The sequence below is a fragment of the Staphylococcus epidermidis genome (genome assembly GCF_006742205.1).
GTDB lineage: Bacteria > Bacillota > Bacilli > Staphylococcales > Staphylococcaceae > Staphylococcus > Staphylococcus epidermidis.
The window spans coordinates 2,368,953-2,381,736 of the sequence record NZ_AP019721.1; the positions used below are offsets into that span (position 1 = coordinate 2,368,953).

Here is a 12,784-nt window from a genome sequence, read left to right on the forward strand (position 1 = left end):
ATTAGAATGGTAAATCATCATCACTGATATCAATCGGTCCATTAGCATTTGCAAACGGATTATCCGACTGATTTGAGTTTGATGAATTATTGTTGTTGTAAGATGTATTTTGTCCTGATTGCTGACCACCAAATCCTTGACCGTAGTCTTGGAAATTATTGTTCTGTGAACGTTGGCCACCATGTTGTGCATTTTTAGGTTCAAGGAACTGAACACTATCACATACGACTTCAGTAACAAAAATACGACGACCTTCTTGATTTTCATAACTACGTGATTGTATGCGACCATCAACGCCAGCTAAACTACCTTTAGACAAGTAGTTATTTACATTTTCTGCTTGTCTACGGAAGACTACACAGTTAATAAAGTCAGCTTCGCGTTCCCCTTGAGCATTCGTGAAAGTACGATTAACTGCTAGAGTAAATGTCGCTACACTTACGCCTGAGGGTGTGGTTCTGTATTCTGGATCTTTCGTTAGACGACCTACTAATACAACTCGATTTAACATTTAAACGCCCCCATCTAAATTATTACTTATCTTGGTCTTCACGAATAACGATGTAACGAATGATATCATCATTAATCTTAGCTAAACGTTGGAATTCGTCAGTTGATTTATTGTTATCAGTTTTAATACGTACGATGTTATAGAAACCTTCTTTGAAATCATTGATTTCATAAGCTAGGCGACGTTTACCCCAGTCTTTTTCTTCTAAAACTTCTGATCCTTCTGAAGCTAAGATACCATTGAAACGTTCAACTAACGCTTTTTTAGCATCCTCTTCAATGTTAGGACGTACGATATACATAATTTCATATGTTCTCATAGTTTATTTGCACCTCCTTGTGGTCTATACGGCTTATCAATATTTAATGTGATAAGCAAGGAATAATTTTCATTACTCACAGAAAATAATTATAGCATAGAGCTTTACTTTTTACAATCAATTTCAGATGAATCTTACCCTTAAATATTGATGAGCATTATTTATTTTTGAAAATATCAATACATATTATTGGTTTAAGACTCCTCTGAGACTGCCCTCGTTGTTCAAACGCAATCATCCTATTTATGTTATACATTACTTTATATTCAAATTATATTAATGTTACTTAATAGATAGTTGATACTTCATTTTAGTTATAATAACATCAAAATTATATTTCATATAATTGCACTTAATATTAAATTCATTATAAAGGAGTCGTTTATGTTAAAGAAATTTTCTTACTCAATCATTTCACTTTCAATTTTCGCTACTAGCCTTAATTTTATAGATACTCAAGCACAAGCGTCTTCATCTTCTGTAAGCGAAAAAGGTACAATGGGGTATGGCTATCAACAATACTTAAAAGACCATCCTAAAAAGCAACCTCATAAAACACAAAATCGTTCTACTTTCTCTGCTGAATCTAATATTACTGAAACAAATAATGGTGAAAGAGTCTTAGATATTTCTGAATGGCAAGGACTTTTAACTAATGAACAAATAAAACAACTAAAGAAAAATTATGATTTTATTATTTTAAGAGCACAGTACGGTTCAGAATACGTTGATAAGACTTTTGAAAAAAATGCAGAATTATTAGAACAAAATAAAATGAAATACGGCGTGTACTCTTATAGCATGTACGAAAGTCCAAAAGATGCACGTTATGAAGCTAACACTTTATCTCAACGCGCCCCCAAAGCCGCCTTTTACATCAATGATTATGAAGAACAAACCGTTAAATCCGGAGATGATGAAACAGCGACACAAGCATGGGCAAACGAAATGAGAAAGCTTGCTGGAAACAAGAAGATCCTTTTTTATTCATATGAAAACTTCATGTTAAATCATGCATCAAATGCTGTCAGTTCATATGATGGCTACTGGTTAGCAGCATATCAAGCTGAGGAACCAAACCGAGAGAAAGTGCTATGGCAATATACAAATAGTTACTACTCTCCTGAATTAAATCAAAATGTCGATGCAAATTATATTGACGAAAATGTGAATTCGTCTTGGTTCACTTCATAAATACGAACACATACGAACAAAAACACTTCACTTTAACGAACGTTTGTTCTAAAATACATATGAGGTGTTTTTCATGAGATTAAATTTAGATTGGAATAAAGATTTCCAAGAGTTTCAAGATATCTTAAATAGTGGCATTCACCCAGAATGGCTATACTGCGCTAAAGCAAATTTAGTTCTCGAACCCGCATACACTGGTGAAGGCAAACAATTTTTTAGTACACAAGACATCATTAAAGCAAGCAAAATCATTCCATTTTTTTAAGAATTTGGAATCCTTACATAAGAGCAATGAAAGTTTGATGAAAAGCTTCATTGCTCTATTAATAAATAATTCTATTTCCTAACTACAAATGATCGCATCATTAATAATTATCATTGTAGTATGTTGACTAATTTATCTCCTAATTTTCAATTTTATTATCAAAAAAACACCCTAAAACTAGAATTTGCTTCTAATTTTAGAGTGCCTCATTAATATAAATACATGCTTTAAGTTAAACATTAAAACGGAAATGAACAATATCCCCATCTTGCATGATGTAATCTTTACCTTCTAAACGTTGTCTTCCCGCTTCTTTAGCACCATTTTCTCCACCATGTTGTACATAATCTTCATAGCTTGTTACCTCTGCACGAATAAAACCACGTTCAAAATCAGTGTGAATAATTCCAGCACATTGTGGTGCGGTCATTCCTTGTTTAAATGTCCAAGCGCGCACTTCTTGCACACCGGCAGTAAAGTAAGTAGATAAACCTAACAAATCATATGTTGTTCTAATGAGTCTGTCTAAACCTGGTTCTTCAATGCCTAAATCTTCTAAGAACATTTCTTTATCTTCATCATCTAATGTAGCGATTTCTTCCTCAATTTTTGCACTAATAACGATAACTTCTGAATCTTCGTTTGCTGCATATTCACGAATTGCTTTCACTTTATCATTATCTTTATCTCCAATTTCATCTTCGCCAACATTAGCAATGTATAACATTTTCTTAGATGTTAATAACTGAGCTTGATTAACCCACTTTTGATCATCCTCATTGAAATCAATACTGCGTACTGGTTTACCGTCTTCTAACGCTTCTTTAATTTGTGTTAATATACGTAATTCCATCTCAGCTGTTTTATCTTTTTGACGAGCCATCTTCTCTATTTTCGGTAAACGTTTTTCAACAGATTCTAAATCTGCTAAAACAAGTTCCATATTAATGACTTCTATGTCATCAAGCGGATTAACACGCCCTGATACATGTGTTACATTCTCATCGTCAAACGCACGAACCACCTGACATATAGCATCTACTTCACGAATATGTGAAAGGAATTTATTTCCTAAACCTTCGCCCTTAGATGCACCTTTAACAATACCTGCAATATCAGTAAACTCAAAAGTTGTAGGAATTGTTTTTTTAGGTTGAACCATTTCTTCTAATTTTATTAAACGTGAATCTGGCACTTCAACGATACCAACATTGGGATCAATCGTTGCGAAGGGATAGTTTGCTGCTAATGCGCCAGCTTTAGTAATTGCATTAAATAGGGTAGACTTACCTACGTTAGGCAAACCTACGATACCTGCTGTTAAAGCCATTATTCATTCTCCTAACTTTCTTTGTCTTGATGAGATTCAAGAACTTTTTTCATTTTCTTATTAAACACTTGCCGTGGAATCATAACACTGCGCTGACAATGTTCACATTTAATACGAATATCAGCACCCATTCTAATAATCTTAAAACGATTTGTTCCACATGCATGTGGTTTTTTCATTTCTACTATATCATTTATTCCATACTTTGACGTCATGAAATGACCTCCAATGATGATTAGCTTTTTTCTTCATTATAATTTGAAATGACTGGTTGTGGCATGCGAATACCTTCTTGTCTAAACATTTTTTGAGCTTCCTTACGAATAATACGAGCGCCTGAAAATCCTTCACCAGGAATTGTTTCCGCTGAAATTCGTATAGTAACCTTATTAGATTCTATCGCATCAATGCCATCAACAACTGGATCGCTGACAAATAAGTAATATTTACTACGTAAAGAAACAAATAAACGATTGAGTTTCTTTTCAACTTGATCTATATTTTCATCAACTGATACTGGTAGTTCTACAATAGCAGTCCCATTTGTAATTGAAAAGTTCGTAATTTCCCCCATGCTACCATTAGGTAAAATAGTCAGTTCTCCCGAAATTGTATTAATTCGCGTTGATCTTAAACCAATAGATTTCACAGTACCTTCTGCTACCGTAGTTCCTGAACTATTGATTTTAACATAGTCACCCACATCAAATTGATTTTCAAAGATAATAAAGAAACCTGTAATAATATCTTTTACTATTGTTTGCGCACCGAAACCAACTGCAATACCTACAACTCCAGCACTAGCGATGATACCTTCGACGCTAATACCAAACTTACTTAAAATTGTTGTGATAACAACAAACCATACGATATATTTTACTATGTTTTGTACAAGAGAAATCAGTGTTTTTGAACGTTTTTTATTTCCTTTTTTGCTTTTATTTTGAATTTTAAATGCTTGCTCAATAATCTTATTCAAAATTGCTATAACAACAATCGCTACAAGGATATAAATTAAAATCATTATTACTTTAGTAATTAAATTTTCATATGTTTCAACCTTTGTTAAAGGTTCGAACAATGAAGATAAAATATGTTTAAGTTGATTCATATAAAATATGCCCTCCCTTTCATTTTTTTCATAATTCATTTATTATAACTTAATTTATTCATTTAGATAATACGTCTATGGTTTTAAAATACTATCCTTTTGAGGTATATTTATAAAACTATGTATATGCTTCCTATTTATAAAGGCTAATTTTTTAATATTCCTTATAATCTTTATTAAGTTGACGAATCAAGCGTTTGAATTCTGCTTCAGATTTAAATTCAAACGTGATTTTCCCGACATTTTTAGATGTCGAAATATCTACTTTCGCACCATATTGCTTTTTTAAAAATCTTTCCTGCTGTTGAATCATTTTAGGTTTACTTTCCTTAGTCTCTTTGTCAACTTTCCTTGAGATGTCTTTACTGACTAAACCATTGACGTACTCCTCTAAATACCTTACACTCCAAGACTCCTGAGCGGCTTGTTTTGCCGTCTTTTTTATTTTACTGGCGTCTTTCAAAGTTAATAACGTACGCCCATGAGCACTAGATAACGCCCCGTGTTGAACCATTTGAGCAACATTTTTAGGTAACTGTAATAACCTAAGCATATTGGCAATATAAGGACGTGACTTACCTAATCGTCTCGCAACCTCTTGTTGTGTAATATTCAAATCTGTCATCATTTTTTTATAACTTTCTGCTTCTTCAATGGCATTTAAATCTTCTCTCTGTAAATTTTCAATAATTGCCAATTCCATCATATCTTCATCAGATAGTTCTTTAATAATAGCTGGCACTTCTGTTAATCCCGCCAACTTAGATGCTCTAAATCGTCGCTCACCCACAACAATATAGTAACCTTGAACAGTTTGACGTAATACAATAGGCTGTAATATACCATGTTGTTGAATTGATGAAGCTAAATCATTGAGTCGTTCTTCTTCAAACGTCTTACGTGGCTGATAAGGATTAGGTCTAATTAATTCTAGTGCAATAAATTGCACACTATCATCATTATTCATTTTCAACCTCTGATCATCTGTATATGCCATCTCTTTTCCACATCTTTCTATCTTAATTTAAGTATCTCTAATGAATAATCAATCCTCATTGATTCATTACTTATTTTAAAAAAGTTCAATCCAATAATACAAGCCTTTCAAATTAATACTAATGGCTTAATATGAAGCTTATTACGTCACATATTTTCAGATGTATTTCTGATAATAAATTAATTGTTAAATCAAAATTTTCAGAAAAATCATTGACAAATAAATTCAAACTATGTAATCTATGTATTAACAATTTAAAAAACATTTTACACACTGTAAAAAGGAAAGTAAAACTTACACTGCTTATACAGAGAGTCTTCACACGCTGAGAGAAGGCATTGAAAGAAAGTTTGAAAATGGCCTTGGAGTGTTGATGCCAATATGAGGTATCAACGGGTTCGCCCGTTATAGCGATACAGTATTAACATTGATGTTAAATGGCGTACTGGAAATTTTATACGTCACAATTTATCGTTAATACTCATTTATTCACATATGGATTAAATGAGTTTTTGTTTTATTTAATGATGTTACGATAAAAAGATTGTGTATCAGCTATTTTCAGTATACTGTTTTAACACTATGGCGTACTGATTGAGGTTACTTTAGCAATAAAGTAGCAAACAAAGGTGGTACCGCGAAGTTTAAGCTTTCGTCCTTTACATCCGAATCATTCGGGTCTAAAGGACGGAAGCTTTTTTATTTTTACTGAATAGGAGGAGCTAGCTATGAAGGATACAGATTTAGCTCAAATTGCTTTAACACAAGATCACACTGGCGCAATTGCCAATCCAATATATTTATCTACTGCATATCAGCATCCTCACCTAGGTGAATCAACAGGCTATGATTATACACGAACTAAAAATCCAACAAGAACAGCCTTTGAAGAAGCTTTTGCACAACTTGAAAAAGGCATTGCTTCATTTGCTACTTCCAGTGGTATGGCGGCGATTCAGTTAATATGTAATATATTCAAACCAGGTGATGAAATTCTCGTTGCATTTGACCTATATGGTGGAACATTTCGGTTATTCGATTTTTACGAAAAACAATATGGTTTGAAGTTTAAATATGTAGACTTTTTAAATTATGAAGAAGTGGAAAAAAACATCACTCCACAAACTAGAGCATTATTTATTGAACCAATCTCAAATCCACAAATGATTGAAATTGATGTAGAAACATATTATATCCTTAGCAAAAAACATCAACTATTAACAATTATCGACAACACTTTTTTAACACCTTATCTTTCGACACCACTCGAAGAAGGTGCAGATATCGTTCTGCATTCAGCAACAAAATATATTGGCGGACATAACGATGTGTTAGCTGGAGTTGTAACTGTTAAGGATGCTCAATTAGCTGAACAATTGAATCAATTCCATAATATGATTGGAGCAACTCTATCACCTCTTGATAGTTATCTTTTACAAAGAGGTCTAAAGACATTACATCTTCGCATAGAGCGTTCCCAAGAAAATGCTCAAAAACTTGCACAACGATGTCGCCAGTCAGATTCAATTGATGAAGTTTTATATAGTGGACGAACAGGCATGCTTAGTTTAAGACTGAACCAAGCATATAGCGTCGCTAAATTTTTAGAAAATTTAGAAATTTGTATATTTGCAGAAAGCTTAGGTGGTACAGAAACATTTATCACCTTCCCTTATACACAAACACACGTTGATATGCCAGATGAGGAAAAAGACAAACGTGGAATTGATGAATATCTCATCAGATTGTCCGTAGGTATAGAAGACTATAACGATATAGAAGCTGACATAATTCAAGCATTAGAGAATTCTAAAGTAGGAGTGATTTCATGAGTTTATCTAAAGAAACAGAAGTAATATTCGATGTGCGTAGAGGTAAAGACTACGACTCAGCTAACCCGCCACTTTACGATTCATCTACATTCCATCAAAAAGTGTTAGGCGGTGAGACTCAATATGATTATGCACGAAGTGGTAACCCTAACCGAACTTTACTTGAAGAGAAACTTGCACGTTTAGAAGGTGGTAAATATGCATTTGCTTATGCTTCAGGCATTGCTGCAATTTCAGCCGTTTTACTCACATTAAACGCAGGGGATCATGTTATTTTACCTGATGATGTTTACGGGGGCACATTTAGATTAACTGAACAAATACTCAATCGATTCAATATTGAATTTACTACAGTTAACGCTACACATATAGATCATATCACTGAAGCTATTCAATCAAACACAAAACTCATCTATGTAGAGACGCCTTCAAATCCACTTTTCAAAATTACAGATATTCATGCTGTAGCAACGCTAGCAAAGGAACATAAGATACTATTAGCTGTTGATAATACGTTTATGACACCTTTGGGTCAATCACCTTTAGCACTAGGCGCTGACATAGTTATTCATAGTGCAACTAAATTTCTAGGTGGACATAGCGATTTAATTGCAGGTGCAGCAATTACTAATAATAGAGAGGTTGCAAATGCATTGTACTTATTACAGAACGGCACGGGCACAGCCCTTTCTGCATATGATAGTTGGGCACTTGCAAAACATCTTAAAACATTACCAGTTCGTTTTAAACAATCTGTTCATAATGCTGAACGTCTTGTTCAATTTTTGAGTCAAAGAGAGGAGATTTCTGAGGTGTATTACCCAGGAAATAATCCTACACATCTCAAGCAAGCTTCAACTGGAGGTGCAGTGATAGGTTTCCGACTTAAAGATGAATCTAAAGCACAAAAGTTCGTCGATTCTCTTACTTTACCACTTGTATCAGTGAGTCTCGGTGGTGTAGAAACTATCCTATCACATCCCGCAACAATGTCTCATGCAGCAGTGCCAGAAGATGTGAGACGTGAACGTGGCATCACTTTCGGGTTATTCCGTTTAAGTGTAGGTCTTGAGAATCCAGAAGAACTCATCGCAGATTTTAACTACGCTTTAAAGGAGGCTTTCAATGAGTCATTTACTGAACCAATTAAAGAGCAACGTTTTAGTAGCTGATGGCGCTATTGGAACAATATTCTACTCGGAAGGTCTTGATACTTGTCCGGAATCCTACAATCTTACTCATCCAGATAAGGTCGAGCGGATTCATCGTTCTTATATCGAAGCTGGTGCAGACGTCATTCAAACGAATACGTATGGTGCTAACTTTGAAAAATTAAAGTCCTTTGGTCTTGAACATAAAGTTAAAGAAATTCACCAAGCTGCAGTTCAAATTGCTAAACATGCAGCAAATGAGGACACAATTATACTTGGAACGGTAGGTGGATTCAGAGGCGTCCGGCAAGAGGATATCAGTCTTTCAACAATTCAATATCATACAGAACTTCAAATCGATACATTAATTGATGAAGGTGTAGATGCCCTTCTATTTGAAACTTATTACGATTTAGATGAATTAACTCGCATCGTCACTGCTACACGACAAAAATACGATATTCCAATCATCGCTCAACTCACCGCTTCAAATACGAATTACTTAGTTGATGGCACTGAAATTAATGCGGCATTGAAATACGTAGTTGAATGTGGCGCCAATGTAGTTGGATTAAATTGTCACCATGGCCCACACCATATGCAACGATCATTTTCACATATAGAACTTCCTAAACATGCGTATTTATCGTGTTATCCAAACGCTAGTTTATTAGATATCGAGAATAGTGAATTCAAATATAGTGATAATGCTCAATATTTCGGAGATATAGCTCAAGAATTAATTAATGAGGGAGTCAGATTGATAGGTGGTTGTTGTGGTACAACACCTGAACATATTCGCTATATTAAATCAGCAGTTAAACATTTAAAACCCGTTAAAGATAAAAAGGTAATCCCTATTAATAAAGCTTCATCTCAAAAGCAAACGCGAGTTCTTAAACAAAACCTTACTTCTAAAGTTAAAAATGGCCCAACAGTCATCGTAGAACTTGATACACCTAAACATTTGGATACTGATACATTTTTCGATAATGTAGGAAAATTAGATGAAGCTGGCATAGATGCTGTTACATTGGCGGATAATTCATTAGCTACCGTAAGAGTGAGTAACATCGCAGCGGCAAGTTTAATTAAACAACGCTACGATATTGAGCCTCTTGTACATGTAACATGTCGTGACCGTAATTTAATAGGATTACAGTCTCATCTCCTAGGTTTATCACTCATTGGTGTCAATGAAATACTAGCTATTACCGGAGATCCTTCTAAAGTAGGCCATTTGCCTGGAGCTACAAATGTCTATGACGTGAACTCAAAAGGCCTTACAGAACTTGCACTAAGATTTAACAAAGGTATTAACACTGACGGCGATGCGCTGAAAAAACATACTAACTTTAACATCGCTGGTGCGTTTGATCCTAACGTACGAAAATTAGATGGAGCCATTAAACGACTTGAAAAGAAAGTAGCAAGTGGCATGAGTTATTTCATAACTCAACCCGTTTATAGTAAAGAAAAAATTATTCAAGTATATGAAGAAACAAAACATTTAAATACACCTTTCTTCATAGGTATCATGCCAATCGCAAGTTATAACAACGCACTTTTCTTACATAATGAAGTGCCTGGCATCAAAATGTCAGACGATGTACTTAACCAATTCAAAGCTGTTAAAGATGATAAAGAAAAGACTAAAGAATTAAGTTTAAGACTTTCCAAAGAACTCATTGATACAGTACATGAATACTTCAACGGTCTGTACATTATTACACCTTTCCAAAAGGTAGATTATTCATTGGAACTCGCAGCATACTCTAAATCAATCACTGCCAACAAGGAGGCAATATTATGACAACAATTAAAACTTCAAACTTAGGATTCCCAAGATTAGGTAGAAAAAGAGAATGGAAAAAAGCAATCGAAAATTATTGGGCACATAAAATTGACAAAGCAGAATTAGATCAAACACTGACTGATTTACACAAAGAAAATCTTTTACTTCAGAAAAATTATCATCTTGATAGCATTCCAGTTGGGGATTTCTCTTTATATGATCATATTTTAGATACGTCTTTATTGTTCAATATTATCCCTGAACGTTTCCAAGGACGCGAAGTCAATGATGATTTATTATTTGATATTGCTCGTGGTAACAAAGAGCATGTTGCAAGTGCACTTATTAAATGGTTTAACACCAACTATCACTACATTGTACCTGAATGGGACAACGTAGAACCTAAAGTTGAAAAAAATACGTTATTAGAACGTTTTAAATATGCACAATCAATTAATGTAAATGCGCATCCTGTAATTGTTGGTCCTATCACATTTGTAAAATTATCAAAAGGTGGTCATCAATCGTTCGAGGAAAAAGTTGAAACATTACTTCCTTTATATAAAGAAGTTTTACAGTCACTTGTAGATGCAGGTGCTGAGTATATTCAAATTGACGAGCCTATTCTAGTGACTGATGACAGCGAAAGTTATGAAGACATTACTAGAAAAGCATACGACTATTTCGCAAATGAAGGTTTAGGAAAATATCTCGTCATTCAAACTTACTTTGAACGTGTTCACTTAAAATTCTTAAGTTCATTACCAGTGGGCGGTTTAGGATTAGATTTGGTACACGATAACGGCTATAACTTAAAACAAATTGAAGATGGTGATTTCGATCAAAGTAAAGCACTTTATGCAGGAATCATTGATGGCAGAAATGTATGGGCGGCTGATATTGAAGCAAAAAAACAATTAATCGAAACATTACAACAACACACACAACAGTTAGTCATTCAACCTTCATCATCACTTCTACATGTTCCAGTATCACTAGATGATGAAACACTTGATGAATCTATTGCAGAAGGATTAAGTTTTGCTACTGAAAAGTTAGACGAATTAGATGCATTGCGTCGCTTATTCAATGATAATGACCTGTCAAAATATGAACATTACAAAGCACGTTATGAACGCTTCCAAAGCCAATCATTTAAAAATCTTGAATACGATTTTGAAAGTGTACCGACACATCGTAAATCACCATTTGCTAAACGCAAGCAATTACAAAACCAACGTCTAAATTTACCAGATTTACCTACGACTACGATTGGTTCATTCCCTCAAACTCGTGAAGTCCGTAAATTTAGAGCAGATTGGAAAAATAATCGCATTACAGATGCTGAGTATCAAGAATTTTTACAAAATGAAATCGCTCGTTGGATTAAAATCCAAGAAGATATTGGTTTAGACGTACTTGTACACGGTGAGTTTGAGCGTAACGACATGGTTGAATTTTTTGGGGAAAAACTTCAAGGTTTCCTAGTAACAAAATTCGGTTGGGTACAGTCTTACGGTTCTCGTGCAGTTAAACCACCAGTTATATATGGAGATGTGAAGTGGACTGCCCCACTTACTGTAAAAGAAACAGTATACGCGCAAAGCTTAACTGACAAACCAGTAAAAGGTATGCTTACAGGTCCAGTTACTATTTTAAACTGGTCATTTGAACGCGTAGACGTACCTAGAAAGGTTGTTCAAGATCAAATTGCCTTAGCCATTGATGAAGAAGTGTTAGCTTTAGAAGAAGCAGGTATCAAAGTCATTCAAGTTGACGAACCAGCGTTGCGTGAAGGCTTACCTCTACGCTCTGAATATCACGAACAATATTTAGAAGATGCTGTACATTCATTTAAATTAGCGACATCATCTGTGCATGATGAAACACAAATTCATACACATATGTGCTATTCTCAATTTGGACAAATCATTCATGCTATCCATGATTTAGATGCAGATGTTATTTCTATTGAAACTTCTCGTAGTCACGGAGACTTAATTCAAGATTTCGAAGATATTAATTATGATTTAGGAATTGGATTAGGTGTTTACGATATTCACAGTCCACGTATTCCAACCGAAGAAGAGATTACTACTGCAATTAATCGTTCATTACAACAAATTGATCGTTCTCTATTCTGGGTTAACCCAGACTGTGGTCTAAAAACACGTAAAGAAAATGAAGTGAAAGATGCATTAACAGTGTTAGTCAATGCAGTTAAAAAGAAACGTCAAGAATCTGAATCAACAACAGCATAATACGAGCTAGAGGTGAGG

12 protein-coding genes are annotated in these 12,784 nt (G+C 34.4%); 6 read left to right on the forward strand and 6 right to left on the reverse strand.

Annotation, left to right across the window (positions count from 1 at the left end):
- Position 1: 1 nt before the first annotated feature.
- On the reverse strand, positions 2–511 hold the full coding sequence (gene ssb / locus FNL83_RS11695) for a single-stranded DNA-binding protein (protein WP_001831333.1): 510 nt from the start codon (positions 509–511) through the stop codon (positions 2–4).
- 22 nt (positions 512–533) lie between these two features.
- Positions 534–830 (reverse strand): 30S ribosomal protein S6, encoded by a 297-nt coding sequence (rpsF, locus tag FNL83_RS11700; RefSeq protein ID WP_001831345.1) that lies wholly within the window; start codon positions 828–830, stop codon positions 534–536.
- A gap of 384 nt (positions 831–1,214) precedes the next feature.
- Here rpsF and FNL83_RS11705 point away from each other — a divergent pair, with 384 nt between their 5' ends.
- Both FNL83_RS11705 and FNL83_RS11710 read left to right on the forward strand, forming a co-directional pair.
- Positions 1,215–2,024, forward strand: coding sequence for a GH25 family lysozyme (locus tag FNL83_RS11705; RefSeq protein ID WP_002437208.1), 810 nt, complete (start codon positions 1,215–1,217; stop codon positions 2,022–2,024).
- Positions 2,025–2,097: 73 nt separating this feature from the next.
- Positions 2,098–2,289: a hypothetical protein gene (locus FNL83_RS11710; RefSeq protein WP_001831355.1), complete on the forward strand. Its 192-nt coding sequence runs from the start codon at positions 2,098–2,100 to the stop codon at positions 2,287–2,289.
- A 232-nt stretch (positions 2,290–2,521) separates the two neighbouring features.
- On the opposite strand, the gene ychF is transcribed toward FNL83_RS11710, so the two are convergent.
- The 4 genes from ychF to FNL83_RS11730 form a co-directional block, all read right to left on the reverse strand.
- Entirely contained in the window at positions 2,522–3,619 is a 1,098-nt protein-coding gene (gene ychF / locus FNL83_RS11715) for a redox-regulated ATPase YchF (RefSeq protein ID WP_001831336.1), read from the reverse strand.
- Between the two features lie 11 nt (positions 3,620–3,630).
- Positions 3,631–3,834 carry a DUF951 domain-containing protein gene (locus FNL83_RS11720; protein ID WP_001831361.1) on the reverse strand — a complete coding sequence of 68 codons (204 nt, stop codon included), beginning with the start codon at positions 3,832–3,834 and terminating at the stop codon, positions 3,631–3,633.
- Between the two features lie 20 nt (positions 3,835–3,854).
- Positions 3,855–4,730 carry a mechanosensitive ion channel family protein gene (locus FNL83_RS11725; protein ID WP_001832526.1) on the reverse strand — a complete coding sequence of 292 codons (876 nt, stop codon included), beginning with the start codon at positions 4,728–4,730 and terminating at the stop codon, positions 3,855–3,857.
- A gap of 154 nt (positions 4,731–4,884) precedes the next feature.
- Complete coding sequence (locus FNL83_RS11730) at positions 4,885–5,727, reverse strand: ParB/RepB/Spo0J family partition protein (RefSeq protein WP_002437214.1); 843 nt, start codon at positions 5,725–5,727, stop codon at positions 4,885–4,887.
- A 728-nt stretch (positions 5,728–6,455) separates the two neighbouring features.
- Between FNL83_RS11730 and FNL83_RS11740 the strand changes: the two genes are divergently transcribed.
- From FNL83_RS11740 to metE, 4 genes are read left to right on the forward strand one after another with little or no spacing between them, the layout of a single operon-like run.
- On the forward strand, positions 6,456–7,559 hold the full coding sequence (locus FNL83_RS11740; protein WP_002486191.1) for a PLP-dependent transferase: 1,104 nt from the start codon (positions 6,456–6,458) through the stop codon (positions 7,557–7,559).
- On the forward strand, positions 7,556–8,731 hold the full coding sequence (gene metC / locus FNL83_RS11745) for a cystathionine beta-lyase MetC (RefSeq protein WP_002437219.1): 1,176 nt from the start codon (positions 7,556–7,558) through the stop codon (positions 8,729–8,731). Before FNL83_RS11740 ends, metC begins: the two co-directional genes overlap by 4 nt.
- Complete coding sequence (locus FNL83_RS11750; protein ID WP_002437221.1) at positions 8,685–10,523, forward strand: bifunctional homocysteine S-methyltransferase/methylenetetrahydrofolate reductase; 1,839 nt, start codon at positions 8,685–8,687, stop codon at positions 10,521–10,523. Before metC ends, FNL83_RS11750 begins: the two co-directional genes overlap by 47 nt.
- Positions 10,520–12,766 carry a 5-methyltetrahydropteroyltriglutamate--homocysteine S-methyltransferase gene (gene metE / locus FNL83_RS11755; protein WP_002437223.1) on the forward strand — a complete coding sequence of 749 codons (2,247 nt, stop codon included), beginning with the start codon at positions 10,520–10,522 and terminating at the stop codon, positions 12,764–12,766. The genes FNL83_RS11750 and metE overlap by 4 nt, the downstream gene beginning before the upstream one ends.
- Positions 12,767–12,784: the final 18 nt, after the last annotated feature.

Bases quoted from the DNA above. Each gene is read 5' to 3' on its own strand.
- FNL83_RS11750 (WP_002437221.1), top strand. From the start codon at position 8,685: ATGAGTCATTTACTGAACCAATTAAAGAGCAACGTTTTAGTAGCTGAT.
- FNL83_RS11730 (WP_002437214.1), bottom strand. From the start codon at position 5,727: ATGGCATATACAGATGATCAGAGGTTGAAAATGAATAATGATGATAGT.
- FNL83_RS11710 (WP_001831355.1), top strand. From the start codon at position 2,098: ATGAGATTAAATTTAGATTGGAATAAAGATTTCCAAGAGTTTCAAGAT.
- FNL83_RS11740 (WP_002486191.1), top strand. From the start codon at position 6,456: ATGAAGGATACAGATTTAGCTCAAATTGCTTTAACACAAGATCACACT.
- FNL83_RS11705 (WP_002437208.1), top strand. From the start codon at position 1,215: ATGTTAAAGAAATTTTCTTACTCAATCATTTCACTTTCAATTTTCGCT.
- ssb (WP_001831333.1), bottom strand. From the start codon at position 511: ATGTTAAATCGAGTTGTATTAGTAGGTCGTCTAACGAAAGATCCAGAA.
- metE (WP_002437223.1), top strand. From the start codon at position 10,520: ATGACAACAATTAAAACTTCAAACTTAGGATTCCCAAGATTAGGTAGA.
- rpsF (WP_001831345.1), bottom strand. From the start codon at position 830: ATGAGAACATATGAAATTATGTATATCGTACGTCCTAACATTGAAGAG.
- metC (WP_002437219.1), top strand. From the start codon at position 7,556: ATGAGTTTATCTAAAGAAACAGAAGTAATATTCGATGTGCGTAGAGGT.
- FNL83_RS11720 (WP_001831361.1), bottom strand. From the start codon at position 3,834: ATGACGTCAAAGTATGGAATAAATGATATAGTAGAAATGAAAAAACCA.
- FNL83_RS11725 (WP_001832526.1), bottom strand. From the start codon at position 4,730: ATGAATCAACTTAAACATATTTTATCTTCATTGTTCGAACCTTTAACA.
- ychF (WP_001831336.1), bottom strand. From the start codon at position 3,619: ATGGCTTTAACAGCAGGTATCGTAGGTTTGCCTAACGTAGGTAAGTCT.